At 63.1% G+C, this 17,858-nt stretch carries 18 protein-coding genes; 14 read left to right on the top strand and 4 right to left on the bottom strand.

Annotated elements, in window-relative coordinates; genetic code table 11:
- Positions 1 to 165 precede the first annotated feature (165 nt).
- Entirely contained in the window at positions 166 to 1,059 is an 894-nt protein-coding gene (locus tag EGY12_RS21815; RefSeq protein ID WP_123895340.1) for a Kdo hydroxylase family protein, read from the top strand.
- Positions 1,060 to 1,103: 44 nt separating this feature from the next.
- Here the strand turns inward: EGY12_RS21815 and paaZ are convergent, their stop codons facing one another.
- Positions 1,104 to 3,170 carry a phenylacetic acid degradation bifunctional protein PaaZ gene (paaZ, locus tag EGY12_RS21820; RefSeq protein WP_123895341.1) on the bottom strand — a complete coding sequence of 689 codons (2,067 nt, stop codon included), beginning with the start codon at positions 3,168 to 3,170 and terminating at the stop codon, positions 1,104 to 1,106.
- Between the two features lie 317 nt (positions 3,171 to 3,487).
- Between paaZ and paaA the strand changes: the two genes are divergently transcribed.
- The 13 genes from paaA (at position 3,488) to paaY (ending at position 14,779) form a co-directional block, all read left to right on the top strand.
- Positions 3,488 to 4,426 carry a 1,2-phenylacetyl-CoA epoxidase subunit PaaA gene (paaA, locus tag EGY12_RS21825; protein WP_253722888.1) on the top strand — a complete coding sequence of 313 codons (939 nt, stop codon included), beginning with the start codon at positions 3,488 to 3,490 and terminating at the stop codon, positions 4,424 to 4,426.
- A 21-nt stretch (positions 4,427 to 4,447) separates the two neighbouring features.
- Entirely contained in the window at positions 4,448 to 4,735 is a 288-nt protein-coding gene (gene paaB / locus EGY12_RS21830) for a 1,2-phenylacetyl-CoA epoxidase subunit PaaB (protein WP_004935173.1), read from the top strand.
- Between the two features lie 8 nt (positions 4,736 to 4,743).
- Positions 4,744 to 5,502: a 1,2-phenylacetyl-CoA epoxidase subunit PaaC gene (paaC, locus tag EGY12_RS21835; RefSeq protein WP_123895343.1), complete on the top strand. Its 759-nt coding sequence runs from the start codon at positions 4,744 to 4,746 to the stop codon at positions 5,500 to 5,502.
- A 9-nt stretch (positions 5,503 to 5,511) separates the two neighbouring features.
- Positions 5,512 to 6,009, top strand: a complete 498-nt coding sequence (gene paaD / locus EGY12_RS21840; RefSeq protein WP_123895344.1) for a 1,2-phenylacetyl-CoA epoxidase subunit PaaD — start codon at positions 5,512 to 5,514, stop codon at positions 6,007 to 6,009.
- A 13-nt stretch (positions 6,010 to 6,022) separates the two neighbouring features.
- Positions 6,023 to 7,081 carry a 1,2-phenylacetyl-CoA epoxidase subunit PaaE gene (gene paaE, locus EGY12_RS21845; RefSeq protein WP_123895345.1) on the top strand — a complete coding sequence of 353 codons (1,059 nt, stop codon included), beginning with the start codon at positions 6,023 to 6,025 and terminating at the stop codon, positions 7,079 to 7,081.
- Positions 7,082 to 7,089: 8 nt separating this feature from the next.
- Positions 7,090 to 7,863, top strand: a complete 774-nt coding sequence (gene paaF, locus EGY12_RS21850; RefSeq protein ID WP_123895346.1) for a 2,3-dehydroadipyl-CoA hydratase PaaF — start codon at positions 7,090 to 7,092, stop codon at positions 7,861 to 7,863.
- A 3-nt stretch (positions 7,864 to 7,866) separates the two neighbouring features.
- Positions 7,867 to 8,658: a 2-(1,2-epoxy-1,2-dihydrophenyl)acetyl-CoA isomerase PaaG gene (gene paaG / locus EGY12_RS21855; protein ID WP_123895347.1), complete on the top strand. Its 792-nt coding sequence runs from the start codon at positions 7,867 to 7,869 to the stop codon at positions 8,656 to 8,658.
- Between the two features lie 2 nt (positions 8,659 to 8,660).
- Positions 8,661 to 10,190: a 3-hydroxyacyl-CoA dehydrogenase gene (locus EGY12_RS21860; RefSeq protein ID WP_123895348.1), complete on the top strand. Its 1,530-nt coding sequence runs from the start codon at positions 8,661 to 8,663 to the stop codon at positions 10,188 to 10,190.
- Positions 10,187 to 10,627 carry a hydroxyphenylacetyl-CoA thioesterase PaaI gene (paaI, locus tag EGY12_RS21865; RefSeq protein ID WP_033635105.1) on the top strand — a complete coding sequence of 147 codons (441 nt, stop codon included), beginning with the start codon at positions 10,187 to 10,189 and terminating at the stop codon, positions 10,625 to 10,627. The genes EGY12_RS21860 and paaI overlap by 4 nt, the downstream gene beginning before the upstream one ends.
- Positions 10,624 to 11,829: a 3-oxoadipyl-CoA thiolase gene (gene pcaF, locus EGY12_RS21870; RefSeq protein ID WP_038872173.1), complete on the top strand. Its 1,206-nt coding sequence runs from the start codon at positions 10,624 to 10,626 to the stop codon at positions 11,827 to 11,829. Before paaI ends, pcaF begins: the two co-directional genes overlap by 4 nt.
- Positions 11,830 to 11,844: 15 nt before the next feature.
- Positions 11,845 to 13,152: a phenylacetate--CoA ligase PaaK gene (gene paaK, locus EGY12_RS21875; RefSeq protein WP_123895349.1), complete on the top strand. Its 1,308-nt coding sequence runs from the start codon at positions 11,845 to 11,847 to the stop codon at positions 13,150 to 13,152.
- Between the two features lie 79 nt (positions 13,153 to 13,231).
- Entirely contained in the window at positions 13,232 to 14,170 is a 939-nt protein-coding gene (gene paaX, locus EGY12_RS21880; RefSeq protein WP_123895350.1) for a phenylacetic acid degradation operon negative regulatory protein PaaX, read from the top strand.
- Between the two features lie 12 nt (positions 14,171 to 14,182).
- The gene (gene paaY / locus EGY12_RS21885; protein ID WP_123895351.1) at positions 14,183 to 14,779 is read left to right on the top strand and encodes a phenylacetic acid degradation protein PaaY; all 597 of its coding nucleotides are present in this window, start codon (positions 14,183 to 14,185) and stop codon (positions 14,777 to 14,779) included.
- Positions 14,780 to 14,822: 43 nt separating this feature from the next.
- Here the strand turns inward: paaY and EGY12_RS21890 are convergent, their stop codons facing one another.
- From EGY12_RS21890 to EGY12_RS21900, 3 genes are read right to left on the bottom strand one after another with little or no spacing between them, the layout of a single operon-like run.
- Complete coding sequence (locus EGY12_RS21890; protein WP_123895352.1) at positions 14,823 to 16,220, bottom strand: amino acid permease; 1,398 nt, start codon at positions 16,218 to 16,220, stop codon at positions 14,823 to 14,825.
- A gap of 20 nt (positions 16,221 to 16,240) precedes the next feature.
- A complete protein-coding gene (locus EGY12_RS21895; protein ID WP_123895353.1) occupies positions 16,241 to 17,428 on the bottom strand; it encodes an amino acid aminotransferase in 1,188 nt (395 codons plus the stop codon).
- A 58-nt stretch (positions 17,429 to 17,486) separates the two neighbouring features.
- The gene (locus tag EGY12_RS21900) at positions 17,487 to 17,858 is read right to left on the bottom strand and encodes a RidA family protein (protein ID WP_060420560.1); all 372 of its coding nucleotides are present in this window, start codon (positions 17,856 to 17,858) and stop codon (positions 17,487 to 17,489) included.

Below are 17,858 nucleotides of genomic sequence, written 5' to 3' on the forward strand. Positions count from 1 at the left end.
TACTGATACACCCATAATAGAACCCGCAAATTTCACGTTGCAATTGGGCGACCGGCGCAAAACTTCTGGCGCCGCTCCAGCCAGCCACTGCGCAAACCAGTGCAGCCAACCACGCGGCAACCTGAAAGGCGGGAACAAAGCGATATAGATTTGCGAGGAGATCTCATGCCTACTGGCGATATTACGCGTGAACAGGCCGTTCTGACGCTGCCGTTGCAACAATGGGCGGCAGAGGAAGCGTCCAGCGCGGTCAGCGAACTGGAGCAGGGCAAAGTGCTGTTTCTGCCTGAGCTGGCCTTCCACCTGTCTGAGCAGGAAATGCCGCTGCTGGATCCGGCGTTGGTCGATCCGAAGCGCAAAAACATCAGCTATCAGCCATTGTCCGGCAAGCTGACCGGCGTCGCCGTCGCGGAGCGTCAGCAGCAAGTTCAGCAACTGCTGGAGCGCTATTACCAATCCTGCCGCCAGCTGATCGCCGGGCTGTTGCCCGAGTATCAGGAAGCGCTGCATCACCCAACCGGCAGCCTGCGTTTGCATCCGGTTTCCGCCTGGCGGGCGGCCAGCTCCTGGCGCAAAGACGACAGCCGGTTGCACGTCGACGCTTTCCCGTCGCGCCCGAACTACGGCGAACGCATTCTGCGTATTTTCACCAATATCAATCCGCACGGTGAAAATCGCCAATGGCGCGTCGGTGAACCTTTTCCTGAGCTGGCGGAACGTTTTATGCCGCGTCTGGCTCGCTATTCGGCGTTAAGCAGCTGGCTGCAGCATCAAGTGCGCATCACCAAAAGCCGCCGCAGCCATTATGACCACCTTATGCTGCAGTTGCATGACGCCATGAAGGCCGACGGCGATTATCAGCAGCGAGGCCCACAGCTGGCGCTGGCGTTCCCGCCGGGCAGCAGCTGGATTTGCTTCTCGGATCAAACGCCCCATGCCGCGATGGGCGGCCAGTTTATGCTGGAACAAACCTTCCTGTTGCCGGTCAATAAAATGCAGGATCCACAGCGTTCACCGCTGAAAGTGCTGGAACAGCTGCGCGGTCAGCCGTTGATCTGAATGGCCTGCCGCCGCCGGGATTGCCGGCGGCGGCAAACGCGCCATTACGCCTCGAAATCCCCCTGTTGGCGCGCCACCAGCGTCAGAATGCTGTACAGCGCCACCGGCTGCTGCTGCTGATTCAACACCTGTACATCCCACACCACCACGCCGTGCGGGCGATCTTCGGCGGTTTTCTGCGGCTTGCGGATTTTCTTTTTGCAGGTCAACCGCACCTGAATGGTGTCGCCGATTTTCACCGGTTCAATAAAGCGCAGATTTTCCATGCCGTAGTTGGCGATCACCGGCCCGACGGCGGCGTCGACAAATAGCCCGGCCGCTGCGGACACCACAAAGTAACCGTGCGCCACCCGCTCGCCGAACAGCGAATCGGCGGCGCCGATCTTGTCCATGTGCGCGTAAAAATGGTCGCCGCTCAGGCAGGCGAAGTTGACGATGTCCGCTTCGGTCACGGTGCGCCGCGCGGTCAACAGGCTGTCCCCCAGCTGCAACTGCTCAAAGTATTTCCGGAACGGATGCACCGGATGCTCGGCGACCGGCGCGCCGCGTACCCATTCGCCGCCAATGGCCGCCAGCATCGCTGGGCTGCCCTGGATCGCCGTGCGCTGCATATAGTGCTTCACCGCGCGCAGCCCGCCCAACTCTTCACCGCCGCCGGCGCGCCCCGGGCCGCCGTGCACCAGCATCGGCAACGGCGAACCGTGGCCGGTGGATTCCGCCGCCGCCTGTTCATCCAAAATCAACATGCGGCCGTGGGCGCAGGCCGCCGCGCGAATGAAGCGCTTGGCCAATGCCGGATCGGCGGTTACCAGTGAGCCCGCCAGGCTGCCCTGCCCCAGCAACGCCAACGCGATCGCCTGCTCGGTATCCGCATACGGCATCAGCGTCGCCACCGGCCCGAAGGCCTCGATGCCGTGCACCGCCTGATGGGTGAACGGATCGGCGCAATACAGCAGGGTCGGGGGATAAAATGCCCCGCCACGTGCGCCGTCGCCCAGTACCTCCAGCTTATCCAGCGCCGCACCGCACAACGGCTCGCAGCCATTGCGCAGCAGGAACTCCACCTTGCTTTGCACATCATCACGCTGCTCGTGGCTGACCAACGCCCCCATGCGCACTTGCTCCAGCTGTGGATCCCCCACCGTTACCCCCGCCAGGCGCTGCAACAAGGCCTGACGCACCGCCGCCACCTGCGCCGTCGGCACGATGATGCGGCGGATCGCGGTGCATTTCTGCCCCGCCTTGGCGGTCATTTCACGGCACACTTCTTTGATAAACAGCGCAAACTCCGGCATCTCCGGCGTCACGTCTTCCGCCAACACGCAACAGTTGAGCGAGTCCGCCTCCATGGTGAACGCGATCGATTTTTCCAACAGGCGCGGGTGTGCCCGCAGCCGCTGCCCGGTCTGCGCCGAGCCGGTAAAGGTCACCGCATCCTGGTAATCCAGGTGGGCAAGCATGTCGCCGACGCCGCCGCAAACCAGCTGCAGCGCCCCTTCCGGCACCAGCCCGCTGTCGACGATCAGCCGAACCATCGCCTGCGTCAGCTGTGCGGTGGCAGTGGCCGGCTTGATGATGGCCGGCATGCCCGCCAGCCAGGTCGGCGCCAGTTTTTCCAGCATGCCCCAGCACGGGAAGTTGAAAGCGTTAATATGCAACGCCACGCCGGGACGCGAGGTCAGTACATGACGAGCGGCGAACTGTGCCTGTTTCGACAGCGGGATCAGCTCGTCTTCCGGCCACAGCGTATCATCCGGCAGATCGCGGCCGGCCATGCCGGCATAGGCGAACAGCGTGGCAATGCCGCCTTCGATATCGACCCAACCGTCGCTGCGCGTCGCGCCGGTTTGGTAGGAAATCTGATACAGCGCCTCTTTGTGCGCCAGCAGGTGTTTCGCCACCGCTTTCAACATCTGAGCACGCTGCTGGAACGTCATGTTCGCCAGCGCCGGGCCGCCATGGCTGCGCGCATAGCTCAGACTCGCCGCCAACGGCAAGCCGTCGGAGCAGACCTGGTACAGCGCTTCGCCGGTCACGGCATGGCGGATCTCGCGCCCTTCTCCCTGCCCGTATACCCAGGCGCCAGAAAGATAACTGTGTAACTGCTGCATGCGTCCTCCAAAATTCATAAATTTTCACCCTATAGCTTAATTACGTATCACATAAACGCCAGTCAGCGCCAAACCAATTTTTAACAAAAAGAGAACAAAAGGCGTTTGCAGACCGTTTTATAGGCCATACACCAAGAGTTAATCACTTTATTTGTAAAATAAAATCAATAAATTAACAAAACATCTTGTGAGTAACCTCGCAAAACCACATGAATTACGTTTGATCTTTTTGTTATCAGTTTGTAGCCTTATGGTTAGTTAAAGTGATTCACATTTTTATGTTTAATGTGAAAAATACGAATCACCAAGAGGCAAGCATGACAACTGACGCACAGTATCAGCAGCATTTCGACGACAAGATCGCGGCGGATATCGCCATTGAGGCCAAAGACTGGATGCCGGACGCCTACCGTCAGAACTTGATTCGGCAGATTGGCCAACACGCCCACTCGGAAGTCATCGGCATGCTGCCGGAAGCCAACTGGCTAACGCGCGCCCCCACGCTGCGCCGCAAGGCGGTGCTGCTGGCCAAAGTGCAGGATGAAGCCGGCCACGGTTTGTACCTCTACAGCGCCGCCGAAACCCTCGGCTGTTCGCGCCAGGATATCTACCAAAAGATGCTCGACGGCAAGATGAAGTACTCCTCTATCTTCAATTACCCCACGCTCAACTGGGCGGATATCGGCGTGATCGGCTGGCTGGTCGACGGCGCCGCCATCGTCAATCAGGTGGCGCTGTGCCGCGCGTCCTACGGCCCCTATGCGCGGGCGATGGTGAAGATCTGCAAAGAGGAAAGCTTCCATCAGCGCCAGGGCTACGAGGCGGTAATGGCGATGGCCAACGGCAACGACGCGCAGCGCGCCATGCTGCAAGACGCCATCGATCGCTTCTGGTGGCCGGTGCTGATGATGTTCGGCCCGAGCGATGCCGATTCCCCCCACAGCGCCCAGAGCATGGCGTGGAAGATCAAACGCCACAGCAACGATGAGCTGCGGCAGAAGTTCGTCGACAACACCGTACCGCAGCTTGAGGCGTTGGGCATGACGGCGCCGGATCCGGATCTGCACTGGGACGCCGCCGCGGGCCACTATCGCTTCGGCGAAATCGACTGGGGCGAGCTGCATGAAGTGATCAAAGGGCGCGGCCAATGTAACCACGAGCGCCTGCAGGCCAAACGCCGCGCCTGGGAAGACGGCGCCTGGGTGCGCGACGGCGCCATGGCCCACGCCGCGAAAAACGCCGCCTCCGCCGCATAGCCAACATAAGGAACCGAGATCATGAGCCACGTTGAATGGCCGCTGTATGAAGTGTTTATCCGCAGCAAACAAGGGTTGGCGCATCGCCACGTTGGCAGCCTGCACGCCGCCGACGACCAAATGGCGCTGGAAAATGCCCGCGATGCCTACACGCGCCGCAACGAAGGATGCTCGATCTGGGTGGTGCAGTCGCGCCATCTGATCGCCTCGCAACCGGAAGATCGCGGCGCGTTCTTCGATCCGTCCGAAGACAAGATCTACCGTCATCCGACGTTTTACACCATTCCCGACGGCATCAAGAACATGTAGAGGCGACCATGACGGTTAACGATCCGCGCATCAGCTATTTGCTCCGCCAGGGCGACACGCCTTTGGTCCTCGCCCAGCGCCTGTGCGCCTGGTGCGGCCACGCGCCCGAGCTGGAAATCGATCTGGCGCTGGCCAACATCGGGCTCGATCTGCTCGGCCAGGCGCGCAACTTTCTGGGGTACGCCGCCGAACTGGCCGGCCCGCCCTGCAGTGAAGACAGCCTGGCCTTTGGCCGCGACGAACGCCAGTTTCATAACCTGCTGCTGGCAGAGCAGCCGAACGGCGGTTTCAACGACACGCTGGTGCGCCAGTTCCTGCTCGATGCCTACCACGTACAGCTGCACCAGGCGCTGAGCCGCAGCCGCGATGCGCAGATCGCCGCCATCGCCGCCAAGTCGTTGAAGGAAGCCGATTATCACCTGCGCTTCAGCCACGGCTGGATGGTCCGCCTGGGCGACGGCAACGACGTCAGCCACCGCAAGATCCAGCAATCGCTGGATAACCTGTGGCGCTTCACCGCCGAACTGTTCCACGCCGACGCGCTGGAGCTGGAACTGACGGAACAAGGCATCGCCGTCGATCCGCGCGAACTGCAGGCCCCTTGGCAAGCGCAGGTGGAAGAGACACTGCGCCAGGCGACGCTGGCACTGCCTGCCGAGCAGGCGTTCCGGCACGGCGGCAAGCAAGGCCGGCACAGCGAACACCTCGGCCCATTGCTGGCGGAGATGCAGTTCCTGCAACGCGCCTATCCAAATGGTCAATGGTAGGAGGCTGAGATGAACGTCACTCGTTTGCAACCCGCCGAAATTCCGCAAATTTGGCACTGCCTGCAACAGATCAGCGATCCCGAGCTGCCGGTGCTGTCGATCACCGATTTGGGCATGGTGCGCGACGTAGTACGCGACGGCGCCGGCTGGCGCGTGACCTTCACCCCAACCTATTCCGGCTGCCCCGCCACCGAATTTCTGCTCAACGCCATCGAGCAGCGGCTGGCGGCCGCCGGCTTCAGCCCGGTGCAGGTGGACATTCGCCTCAGCCCGGCCTGGACCACCGACTGGATGAACGCCGACGCCCGCGAGCGGCTGCGGCAATACGGCGTAGCGCCACCGCAGGGCCACACCTGCGATCGGCCGCACGCCCACGGCCCGGTAGCCTGCCCGCGCTGCGGCAGCACCCACAGCGAAAAGATCAGCGAGTTCGGCTCCACCGCCTGTAAAGCGCTGTACCGCTGCTGCGACTGCCGGGAACCGTTCGATTATTTCAAATGCATATAGGAGCGCTGACACCATGACGGTCTTCCATCGCCTGAACGTCGCCGCCATCGAGCGCGAAACGCCGGACTCCGTAGCCATCACCCTGCGGGTGCCCGAAGAGCTGCAACACCAATACCGCTATACCCCCGGCCAGCACCTGACACTCAAAGCCTTGGTCAACGGCGAAGAGTTGCGGCGTTGCTATTCCATCTGCAGTTCACCGCAGGAAGGCCTGCTGCAGATCGGCGTGAAGGCGATCGATCAGGGGCGCTTCTCCGGCTTCGTCAACCGCATGCTAAAGGTCGGCGACGCACTGGAGGTAATGGTGCCGCAGGGGCGCTTCGGTTATCAGCCGCAGGCGGAGTGCCACGGCAACTACCTGGCGATCGCCGCCGGTTCCGGCATCACGCCGATGCTGTCCATCATCAAGGCGACGCTGCAGCTCGAACCGGGCAGCAGCTTCACCCTGATCTACGGCAACCGCAACAGCCGTTCGATGATGTTTAAAGAGGCGCTGTCGGATCTGAAAAACCGCTACCCGCAGCGTTTTCAGCAGCTGTACCTGTTCAGCCAGGAGAGCCTCGACAGCCCGCTGCTCAGCGGCCGCATCGACCGTGAACGCCTGACGGCGATCGGCGGTGCTCTGCTGGATTTTCGCGACTATGACCACGCCTTTATCTGCGGGCCCGAATCGATGATGGACGATGCACAAACCGTGCTGGAACAGGCCGGCGTACCGGCCAATCACATCCACAGTGAGCGCTTCAACACCAGCGGCCTGGCCGCCCGCCCGCGAAGCAGCAGCGATCGCAACGCCACTCGGGTGGCGATCCTGCTCGACGGCCGCCGGTTGGATATCGAGGTCGGCGAACAGGACGACAGTATTCTCGACGCCGCGCTGCGTCAGGGCGCCGACCTGCCCTACGCCTGCAAAGGCGGCGTATGCGCCACCTGCAAATGCCGCCTGAAGGCCGGCCAGGTGGAGATGGGCGTCAACTACAGCCTGGAGCCGGATCAGCTGGCGGCGGGCTACGTATTGAGCTGCCAGTCGTGGCCGAAAGGCGACGGCGTGGTATTGGACTTCGACGTCTAGGAGCCGTGATGGACACCCCTTTTATTTTGCATCAGCAGCAGCACCGCGTGGTCACGCTAACGCTGCATCGCCCGGAGGCGCGTAACGCCCTGAGCACGCCGTGCCTGGAACAGCTGGTTACCCGCCTGGAGCAGGCCGACGCAGACAGCGGCGTGGGCGCCGTGGTGATCGCCGGCGCATCGCGTTTCTTCGCCGCCGGCGCCGATCTGCGCGAACTGCAACAGCAGGATCTGCCGGCCGCGCTGGCGGATCATCGCCCGCAGCTGTGGCAGCGTCTGGCGCAGTTCAGCAAGCCGCTGCTGGCGGCGGTGAACGGTTATGCGCTGGGCGCAGGCTGCGAGCTGGCGCTGGCCTGCGACATCGTCATCGGCGGCGAAAGCGCCCGCTTCGGCCTGCCGGAGATCACCCTCGGCCTGATGCCGGGAGCCGGAGGCACCCAGCGCCTGATCCGCTGCGTCGGCAAGTCACGCGCCAGCCAGATGGTGCTGACCGGCGAAGCCATCGACGCCCGCACCGCGCTGCAGGCCGGCCTTATCAGCGAAGTGTGCATCGATGCCCTGACGCTGGAACGCACGCAACAGATTGCCGATCGCATCAGCCGTCAGGCGCCGCTGGCGCTGCGCGCCGCCAAACAGGCGCTGAAACAGGCCGAGGAAGTCGGCCTTAGCCAGGGGCTGGCGATGGAGCGTCAGCAGTTCGTCACCCTGGCCGCCACCGACGATCGCCGCGAAGGCATCGCCGCCTTTTTCGAAAAACGTACGCCAAACTATCAGGGGCGCTGATTTATGGACAACGCATTGATTCTCAGCCATCTCGACGCCGGCGTGTTGACGCTGACCCTCAACCGGCCGGACCGGCTCAACAGCTTTAACGACGAGATGCATCGCCAACTGAGCGAAGCGCTGACGCAAGCCGAGCGCGACGACAGCGTGCGCTGCCTGCTGATCGCCGGCGCCGGGCGCGGTTTCTGCGCCGGGCAGGATCTCAACGATCGCAACGTCAGTGCCGATCAACAGGCGCCGGATCTCGGCCTGTCGGTCGAACGTTTCTATAACCCCCTGATCCGTCGTCTGACCGCCCTGCCGAAGCCGGTGGTCTGTGCGGTCAATGGCGTGGCGGCCGGCGCCGGCGCCGCGCTGGCCCTGGCGTGCGATATCGTCATCGCCGCCGACAACGCCAGCTTCATTCAGTCGTTCTGCCGTCTGGGGCTGGTGCCTGACTCTGGCGGCAGCTGGTTCCTGCCGCGGCTGGCAGGCCACGCCCGCGCGATGGGCATGGCCTTGCTGGGTGACAAAATCAGCGCTCAACAGGCGCTGGAGTGGGGCATGATCTGGCAGGTGGTGCCGGCGGATGAATTGGCCGACCGCACGCAAACGCTGGCGCGCCATCTGGCCACCCAGCCGACCTATGGCCTGGGGCTGATCAAGAAAGCCATCTACAGTTCGGCCACCAACAGCCTCGACCAGCAGCTCGATCTGGAGCGCGATCTGCAACGCCTGGGCGGCCGCAGCGACGACTATCGCGAAGGCGTCAGCGCGTTCTTTGCCAAACGCACGCCAAACTTCAGCGGGAAATAGCCATGAACGCGTCCCTTCTTAACGGCCAGGTAGCGGTGATCGGCGCCGGCACCATGGGCATCGGTATCGCCCAGGTGGCCGCCGCGGCCGGCCACCCGGTGCGGCTGTTCGATATCGCGCCCGCAGCCGCCCAGCGCGCGATCGACGAGCTCACTCGCCGCCTGCGGCAACGGGTGGACGGCGGCAAGGCCGACGCCGCAACCACCGAAGCGCTGCTGGCGCGCCTCGAACGCGCCGACTCGCTCGAGCAGTTGGCCGACTGCACACTGGTAATTGAAGCGGTGGCGGAAAATCTGGCGATCAAACAGGGCCTGTTCCGCGATCTGGAGGCGCTCTGCTCGCCCACGACGCTGTTCGCCAGCAATACCTCTTCGCTGTCGATCACCGCCATCGCCGGGGCACTGCAGCACCCGGCACGCATGGCCGGGCTGCACTTCTTCAACCCGGCTCCACTGATGAAGCTGGTAGAGATCGTCAGCGGCCTGGAGACCGGTGCCGAGACCCTCACCGCGCTGCAGGCGTTGGCGCAGCGCTGGGGCAAGCAGAGCGTCGTGTGCCGCTCGACGCCGGGTTTCATCGTCAACCGCGTGGCGCGGCCGTTCTATGCCGAAACCCTGCGCGCGCTGGAGGAACGGGTGGCCGATGCCGCCACGCTGGACGCGGTATTGCGCGACGCCGGCGGTTTCGCCATGGGCCCGCTGCAATTGACCGATCTGATCGGCCAGGACGTCAATTACGCCGTGACCGAATCGGTGTATCAGGCCTTCTATCAGGATCCACGCTTCACCCCCTCACTGGTGCAGCAGGAGCTGGTGGCCGCCGGGCATCTCGGCCGCAAGTCCGGCCGCGGTTTCTACCGCTACGACGCACCGCGATCCACCGCCGAGATCGCTTTTGCGCCACCGGCGCAGGGCGCCCTGCCGCAACGCGTTACGCTGCACGGCGACTGGTCTTCGCTGGCCGATTTGGCGCAGCTGTTGATCGAAAATGCGGGGGCGATCAAACAACCCGGCCAGACCAGCCCGCACGTCACGATCGACGACGTTACACTGATGTTAACCAATGGTAAAACCGCCGGCCAACTGGCCGACGAACGTGGAACGCCCGTCGTGCTGTTCGATCTCTGTGCCGACTATGCGCACGCCTCCGCCATCGCCATCAGCTGCGCGGCGCAAAACGGTGCGCAACACAATGCCAAAGCGATTCGCCTGCTGCAGTCCCTCGGCAAGCAGGTCATTCCGTTGCCGGATTACCCCGGCCTGCTGACGATGCGCACCCTGGCCATGCTGGCCAACGAAGCGCTCGACGTGGTGAACAAAGGCGTCGCCGGCGCCGAAGATACCGATCTGGCGATGCTGCACGGCGTCAACTATCCGCGCGGCCCGCTGGCCTGGGGTGCCTCGCTCGGCTGGCGCCACATTCTGACGACGCTGGAAAACCTGCAACGCTATTACGGCGAAGCGCGCTATCGCCCGATGCCGCTGCTGCGCCGCTATGCTTCCCCCGCCTCTTTCCCAGGAGCCGAACGATGAATGCCAATACGCCGCGCGCGCTGGCTCAGCGCTGCGCCGAACAGATGTTCCAGCAAGATACCTGCGCTCAGGCGATGGGCATGCACATCGATGCCGTCGACGCCGGGTACGCTCAGGTCAGCATGACCGTCGGCCCGCAGATGCTCAACGGCCACCAGACCTGCCACGGTGGCCAGCTGTTCAGCCTGGCGGACACCGCCTTCGCCTACGCCTGCAACAGCCAGGGGCTGGCGGCGGTGGCCTCCGGCTGCAGCATCGACTTCGTCCGCCCGGCGCTGGCCGGCGATCGCCTCACCGCCAGTGCGGCGGTACGCCATCAGGGTAAAGCCACCGGGCTGTATGACGTCGAAATCGTTAACCAACGGGGCAAAACCGTCGCCTGGTTCCGCGGCCGTGCGCACCGCCTCGGCCACAGCATTTTAGGAGATCAGGCATGAATCAGGCATTTATCTGCGACGGCGTGCGCACCCCGATTGGCCGCTATGGCGGCGCACTGGCCCAGGTGCGCGCCGACGACCTCGCCGCCCTGCCGCTGCGCGTGTTGTTGGAACGCCATCCGCAGGTAGATTGGGCGCAGCTGGACGACGTGATCCTCGGCTGTGCCAACCAGGCCGGGGAAGACAACCGCAACCTGGCACGCATGGCGCTGCTGCTGGCCGGAGTGCCGGTCGGCGTTTCCGGCACCACGGTGAACCGCCTGTGCGGTTCGGGCCTGGATGCACTGGCGATGGCGGCGCGCAGCATCAAAGCCGGCGATGCCGGGCTGCTGCTGGCGGGCGGCGCGGAATCGATGACCCGCGCACCGCTGGTGATGGGTAAAGCCGACAGCGCCTTTAGCCGCCAGGCACAGCTGTACGACACCACCCTCGGCTGGCGCTTTGTCAATCCGCGGATGCAGGCCGAGTTCGGCACCGATTCAATGCCGGAGACCGCCGAAAACGTCGCGGCGCAATTCAACATCAGCCGCGCCGATCAGGACGCCTTTGCGCTGCGCAGCCAGCAGCGCGCCGCACGGGCGCAGGCGCTGGGCCACCTGGCGCAGGAAATTGCCCCCGTCAGCCTCACCGGCAAAAAAGGCGCGGTCACCCTGTTCAGCCAGGATGAACACCCGCGCCCCGACACCACCTTTGATCAGCTGCAGGCGCTGAAAACCCCGTTCCGTCAGCCCGGCAGCGTCACCGCCGGCAACGCCTCGGGCCTGAACGACGGTGCAGCAGCCCTGATAGTCGCCTCCGAAGCGATGGCGGCACGCCAGGGACTGACGCCGCGCGCGCGCATCGTTGCCACCGCCACCTGCGGCGTGGAGCCACGGCTGATGGGCATCGGCCCGCTGCCGGCCACCCGCAAGGTGCTGGAAATCGCCGGGCTGAGCCTGGCGCAGATGGACGTCATCGAACTGAACGAAGCGTTCGCCGCCCAGGCGTTGGCGGTGATGCGCCAGCTTGGCCTGCCGGACGATGCCCCGCAGGTCAACCCCAACGGCGGCGCGATCGCCCTGGGGCATCCGCTGGGCATGAGCGGCGCGCGCCTGGCGCTGGCCGCCCTGTTTGAACTGGAACGGCGAGCCGGCCGCTACGCGCTTTGCACCATGTGCATCGGCGTCGGCCAAGGCATCGCCATGATCATTGAGCGTGTCTGACCCCTGAGGCTAACCATGACAATAAATCCACAGCCCCTCGAAACGATCGAATTCGCCTCGCGCGATGAGATTGAAGCGTTGCAGCTGGCGCGTCTGAAGTGGACGCTGCACCACGCCTACGACAATGTGCCGATGTACAAACGCAAGTTCGACCAGGCCGGTGTGCACCCCGACGATCTCAAACAGCTGAGCGATCTGGCGCGTTTCCCCTACACCACCAAGCAGGACTTGCGCGACAACTACCCGTTCGACACCTTCGCGGTGCCGATGGAGCAGGTGGTGCGCATCCACGCCTCCTCGGGCACCACCGGCCGCCCGACGGTGGTGGGCTACACCCAGCGCGACATCGATAACTGGGCCGATATCGTCGCCCGCTGCCTGCGCGCCGGCGGCGCCACCGCCAAAGACAAGGTGCACGTCGCCTACGGCTACGGCTTGTTCACCGGCGGCCTGGGCGCGCACTACGGCGCAGAGCGGCTTGGCGCAACGGTGATCCCGATGTCCGGCGGCCAGACGGAACGCCAGGCGCAGCTGATCCTCGATTTCAAACCCGACATCATCATGGTGACGCCGTCCTATTGCCTGACGCTGATCGACGAGCTGGAGCGCAAAATGGGCGGCGACGCGCGTGGCTGCTCGCTGCGGCTCGGCGTGTTCGGCGCCGAACCCTGGACTGAAGCCCTGCGCCACGAAATCGAAACCCGCATGGGCATCAAAGCACTGGATATTTACGGCCTGTCGGAAGTGATGGGGCCGGGCGTGGCGATGGAGTGTCTGGAAAGCGGCGGCGGCCCTACCATTTGGGAAGACCACTTCCTGCCGGAGATCATCTGCCCGGAAACCGGCATTGCGCTGCCGGACGGCGAACACGGCGAACTGGTGTTCACCACCCTGACCAAAGAGGCGCTGCCGGTGATCCGCTACCGCACCCGCGATCTCACTCGGCTGCTGCCGGGCGATGCGCGCCAAATGCGCCGCATGGGCAAGATCACCGGACGCTCCGACGACATGCTGATCATCCGCGGCGTCAACGTCTTCCCGTCGCAGGTGGAAGAGCAAATTATGCAGTTCGAGCAGCTGTCGCCGCACTATCAGCTGCAGGTCAGCCGCAGCGGCCACCTGGACACGCTGGCGGTGCGCGTCGAGCTCAAGGAGTCGGCGCTCAGCCTCAGCCATCAACAACGTTGCGACATCTGCCACCAGCTGCGCCACCACATCAAATCGATCGTGGGTGTCAGCACCGACGTCAGCATCGCCAACTGCGGCGATATTCCGCGCTCGGAAGGCAAAGCGCAGCGCGTGATCGATCTGCGGCCGCGCTGAGGCGCACGGCGTCACGGATGACGCCGCCCCAAATTAGGCGTAATGTTATGGCTCATCGAAGGCTAACCCATGGAAAAATATGGAACATAAACTGGATGAGTTCATTCGCCATGCCGTCGACGCGCAGCCGATCAGCGGCACCTCGCTGATCATTTCGCTGTACGGCGACGCGCTCAGCCATCGCGGCGGCGAAGTGTGGCTCGGCAGCCTGAGCGCGCTGCTGGAGGCCTTCGGCTTCGGCGATCGCTTCGTGCGCACCTCGGTGTTCCGCCTGCAGAAAGAGGGTTGGCTGGCGGTGGAGAAAATAGGCCGCCGCAGCTTCTACCGCGTGACCGAGCAAGGGATGCGCCAGTTCCGCCATGCCGAATCGAAAATCTATCTGCGCGAGCAGCCTGCCTGGGACGGCAAGTGGGAGTTGCTGCTGCTGGAAAGTGCCGAAAAAAACGAGCGCGCGCGACTGAAAAAAGAGTTGGGCTGGCTCGGGTTCGGGCAGATCGGCAACAACCTGATGGCCGCCCCCACCCATGCGCAGACCGACGTGACGGCGCTGCTTGGCGAGCTGAACGCCAGTGAGCAGGTGATTTACTTCCGCGCCGATTATCCCTATAACCGCTCCGAGCAAACCCTGCAGAAATTGGTGGCCGATTGCTGGTCACTCAGCGAGGTGGCGGCCGGCTATCACGAGTTTATCGTCTCCTTTCGGCCGCTGATGGCGCTGCTGCGCGAAGTCGATCCGGCAGCGCTGACGCCGCTGCGCTGTTTTCAGATTAAGCTATTATTGATTCACTTCTTCCGTCGCGTGGTGTTGAAAGATCCGATGCTGCCGGACGCGCTGCTGCCCGCGCAGTGGGAGGGCCAGATCGCCCGCAATCTGTGCATCAATCTCTATCAGCAGGTCGATCGCGCCGCGACGGAGTACGTCAGCGCGCTGGCGGAAACCACCATCGGCGCCCTGCCCGCGCCGGCCGCCGGCTACTATCGGCGCTTCGGCGGCCTGCCACGCGACCCTACATATTAAGGAACTCACGCTATGCCTGTGTATCAGATTGACGGCCTGACGCCGGTCGTTGACCCCAGCAGTTACGTGCACCCGACGGCGGTGCTGATCGGTGACGTGATCGTCGGCAAGCACGTATACATCGGCCCGAATGCCAGCCTGCGCGGCGATTTTGGCCGCCTGGTGATTTGCGACGGCGCCAACATTCAGGACAACTGCGTGATGCACGGCTTCCCGCAGCAGGACACGGTGGTGGAAGAAGACGGCCATATCGGGCATGGTGCCATCCTGCACGGCTGCCGCATTCGCCGCAACGCGATGGTAGGCATGAATGCGGTGGTAATGGACGGCGCGGAGATCGGCGAGAACACCATCGTCGGCGCGATGGCGTTCGTCAAAGCCGCGGCGGTGATCGAAGCCAACAAACTGGTGGTCGGCAGCCCGGCGCGCGTGCTGCGCGATCTGACCGAACAGGAACTCACCTGGAAGATCGCCGGCACCCGCGAGTATCAAGATCTGGTACAGCGCTGCAAATCCTCGCTGCACGAAGTGGCGCCGCTAACCGAAATCGAACCGGGCCGCCAACGTCTGAGCTTCGGTGACCACCTGATCCCAAAAAGCCAGCTTTAATCCCCGGGGCTGAGGCACGCCTCGCCTCAGCCCCTCCCCCGCATTACTCCACCTCCGGCGCCTTGAGTGGCGACGGCGCAGGCGTGCGGCGGCTCTGGAAGCGGTAGGCCACCACCAGCAGCAAGGTGAATGGAATACCGAACCACAGCGTCATGCGGAAGAATTCGGTAAAAGCGGTCGAGATCATCAGCGCCGCCATCAGCCCGGCGCCCAGCAAGGTGGTATAGGGGAACCCCCACATGCGGAATTTCAGGTGGGTCTGCCGATGTCGGCGGCGGAAAAACAGGTGAGTGACGAAAATCATCAGCCAGGTAAAGCAGGCACCATATACCGAAATGGACATCATGGCGGCAAACGACGTTTCCGGCGCCACCAGGCTCAGCACGATAGACACCACGATACCGATGCACGACATCGCCAGGGCATTGACCGGAATACCGCGCCGGCTGACGCGGCCCAACGCCGCCGGCGCCTGTCCGGCACGCGACAGCGAGAACATCATGCGGGTGGTGATATACAGCTGGCTGTTCATCGCCGACAGCGCCGCCACCAACACGATAAAGTTGAAAATACCGGCGGCGGCGGGCAGATGGATCACGTTCATCGCCATCAGGAACGGGCTTTCGCCGGTGCCGGATTGGCGCCAGGGCACGATGGCCAGCATCAGGGCGATCGACAGCATGTAGAAGATAAACAGCCGCACGATGGTGCCCTTGAACGCCGCCTTCACCGCAATCACCGGATTCTTTGCCTCGCCGGCGGCCACCGCGATCATTTCTATGCTCAGGTAACTGAAGATGGAAACGATCACCGCGAACCACATGCCCTTGACGCCAAACGGCATAAAGCCGCCGGCGGTCAGGTTGCGCAGGCCGTAGGCCGGGTTGCCCGAGAACGCCAGAATGCCGATGCCGATCAGAATGAACGCCACGATCGCCGTCACTTTGACGGTGGACAGCGCATATTCCACCTGGCCGAACGACTTCACGCCGATCACGTTGACGACGATCACCGCCGCCGAGAACAGCAGCACCCACGGCCAGGTCGGCGTCGCAGGGAACCAGAACTGCATGTACATGCCGATGGCGGTGACTTCGGTGCCCACCGCCAGCACCACGCAAGACCAATAGGAATAGCGCACCAGAAAACCGAACAGCGGGCCGAGGTAGAATTCAGCATAGTCGCCGAACGAACCGGGCGTCGGGTGTTCGGAGGTCATTTCAGCCAGGCTGCCCATCAACAACAGCGCAATGACGCCGCCGATCAGGTAGCTCAGCAATACCGACGGCCCCGCCATCTGAATGGCGTAGGCGCTGCCGAGAAACAGCCCGGTGCCGATGGCGCCGCCGATCGCCAGCATCGACATCTGCCCGGCGGTAAGATGCTTGTTCAACCCGCCCTGACGGCGAGCGATATGCTCAAAATCATTCATCTGTGGCATGGCTGTGTTCCCGAGCGAAGTTAGGCGGTACGGGTGACGTCGAGAATGGCGGCGGTCACGTAATCGATATTGCCGGGGTTAAGCCCTGGCAGGCACATGCGGCCGGGCGAAACCAGATAGATGGCGTAGCGTTGCCGCAGGGTCTGCAGCTGCGCCTCGTTCAGACCGGTATAGCTGAACATGCCGCGCTGATCGCGTATGCGCCGGTGATCCAGCGAAGAACCGCCCTGTGCCAGGCCTGCGGCCAGCTGTTCACGCATCTGCTTGATGCGCACGCGCATTTCCGCCAGCTCATTGCGCCAAAGCTCACCGAGTTCGGCGTCGCCGAGCAGGGTTTCCACAATTTGGCTGCCGTGCGTCGGCGGGCAGGAGTAGCTGCGGCGGATAAGCGTCTTTAACGCGCCTTTGACGTTGGCGGCGTTTTCCGCATCGGCGCAGCGCACCGACAGCGCGCCCAGCCGCTGGCCGTACAGCGCCACATTTTTGGAAAACGAGTTGCAGACCAAAAACGGCAGATCGGTTTTCAGCGCTTCGCGCAACGCAAAGCAATCCTCCTCCAGCCCGTCGCCAAAGCCCTGATAGGCGATATCGAACAGCGGCAGCAGCTTACGCCGCTGCAGCACGGCGAGCGTGGCGCGCCACTGCTCCGCCGTCAGATCGGTGCCGGTCGGGTTATGACAGCAAGGATGCAACAGGACTACGCTGCCGGACGGCAGGCTGTCCAGCACGTCGAGCATGGCGGCGAAACGCAGGCCGCCCGCCGCTTCGTCAAAATAAGGATAGGTGTTCACCCGCAGCCCGGCGCCTTCGAAAATCGCCCAATGATTGGCCCAGGTGGGATCGGAAACCCAAATGTCACCGCGCGCCAGAAAGTGGTGCAAAAAATCTGCAGCCAGCTTCAGCGCTCCGGAGCCGCCGACGGTCTGAACCGTGGCGATCTCGTCAGCCTGCTGCTCGCCGAACAGCAGCGCCTGCACCAAGCGAGCGAACTGCAGCGAACCTTCGATCGGCGGATAGCCGTGCGGGCGACGCAGCGCCAGCAACCGCTGCTCGGCGGCTTCAACCGCCTGCATGAGTGGAATATTCCCGTGCCGGTCATAATAGAGCCCAATGCCTAAATTCACTTTTTTCGGATTGGGATCCTGCAAATAAGCTTCCATCAGCGACATAATAGGATCGGCTGCAGAAGGTGCAATCTGTTTAAACATGACGCATCCTTAATTCGTTATTGAATTAATATGAAGACGGACTTAATGAGAAATTAAATCAAGCGATAGCGCTGACGGTAATTTCTATTTTCATTCCCGGAACCACTAATTTCTCGACAATAACCGTGGAGCGGTTGGGATAAGGATAATTAAAGTATTTCCGGTAAATATCATCGAGCAATTTAACGTCGTTGACGTCGGTGAGATAAACGATCACCTGCAGCACCTTATCGCTGTGGCTGCCCGCCGCCTTCAGCGTCTGCGCCAGGTTATCGAAGGTTAACGCAATCTGTTGCTCCGGCGCGCCGGTCTCAATGCTGCCGTCCGCCCGCACCGGGCCGTGAGCGGTAAACAGCATGCCGCCGCCCCGGGTGGCCCAGGAAAAAGGCTGGCCGATATCCGGCAGCCCGGTCTCTACGATCTCGCGCAT

The sequence above is a fragment of the Serratia sp. FDAARGOS_506 genome (assembly GCF_003812745.1).
In the GTDB taxonomy this organism is placed as follows: domain Bacteria; phylum Pseudomonadota; class Gammaproteobacteria; order Enterobacterales; family Enterobacteriaceae; genus Serratia.

Coding starts and splice junctions, on each gene's coding strand:
- EGY12_RS21815 (WP_123895340.1), top strand. CDS start 166: ATGCCTACTGGCGATATTACGCGTGAACAGGCCGTTCTGACGCTGCCG.
- paaZ (WP_123895341.1), bottom strand. CDS start 3,170: ATGCAGCAGTTACACAGTTATCTTTCTGGCGCCTGGGTATACGGGCAG.
- paaA (WP_253722888.1), top strand. CDS start 3,488: ATGACAACTGACGCACAGTATCAGCAGCATTTCGACGACAAGATCGCG.
- paaB (WP_004935173.1), top strand. CDS start 4,448: ATGAGCCACGTTGAATGGCCGCTGTATGAAGTGTTTATCCGCAGCAAA.
- paaC (WP_123895343.1), top strand. CDS start 4,744: ATGACGGTTAACGATCCGCGCATCAGCTATTTGCTCCGCCAGGGCGAC.
- paaD (WP_123895344.1), top strand. CDS start 5,512: ATGAACGTCACTCGTTTGCAACCCGCCGAAATTCCGCAAATTTGGCAC.
- paaE (WP_123895345.1), top strand. CDS start 6,023: ATGACGGTCTTCCATCGCCTGAACGTCGCCGCCATCGAGCGCGAAACG.
- paaF (WP_123895346.1), top strand. CDS start 7,090: ATGGACACCCCTTTTATTTTGCATCAGCAGCAGCACCGCGTGGTCACG.
- paaG (WP_123895347.1), top strand. CDS start 7,867: ATGGACAACGCATTGATTCTCAGCCATCTCGACGCCGGCGTGTTGACG.
- EGY12_RS21860 (WP_123895348.1), top strand. CDS start 8,661: ATGAACGCGTCCCTTCTTAACGGCCAGGTAGCGGTGATCGGCGCCGGC.
- paaI (WP_033635105.1), top strand. CDS start 10,187: ATGAATGCCAATACGCCGCGCGCGCTGGCTCAGCGCTGCGCCGAACAG.
- pcaF (WP_038872173.1), top strand. CDS start 10,624: ATGAATCAGGCATTTATCTGCGACGGCGTGCGCACCCCGATTGGCCGC.
- paaK (WP_123895349.1), top strand. CDS start 11,845: ATGACAATAAATCCACAGCCCCTCGAAACGATCGAATTCGCCTCGCGC.
- paaX (WP_123895350.1), top strand. CDS start 13,232: ATGGAACATAAACTGGATGAGTTCATTCGCCATGCCGTCGACGCGCAG.
- paaY (WP_123895351.1), top strand. CDS start 14,183: ATGCCTGTGTATCAGATTGACGGCCTGACGCCGGTCGTTGACCCCAGC.
- EGY12_RS21890 (WP_123895352.1), bottom strand. CDS start 16,220: ATGCCACAGATGAATGATTTTGAGCATATCGCTCGCCGTCAGGGCGGG.
- EGY12_RS21895 (WP_123895353.1), bottom strand. CDS start 17,428: ATGTTTAAACAGATTGCACCTTCTGCAGCCGATCCTATTATGTCGCTG.
- EGY12_RS21900 (WP_060420560.1), bottom strand. CDS start 17,858: ATGCGCGAGATCGTAGAGACCGGGCTGCCGGATATCGGCCAGCCTTTT.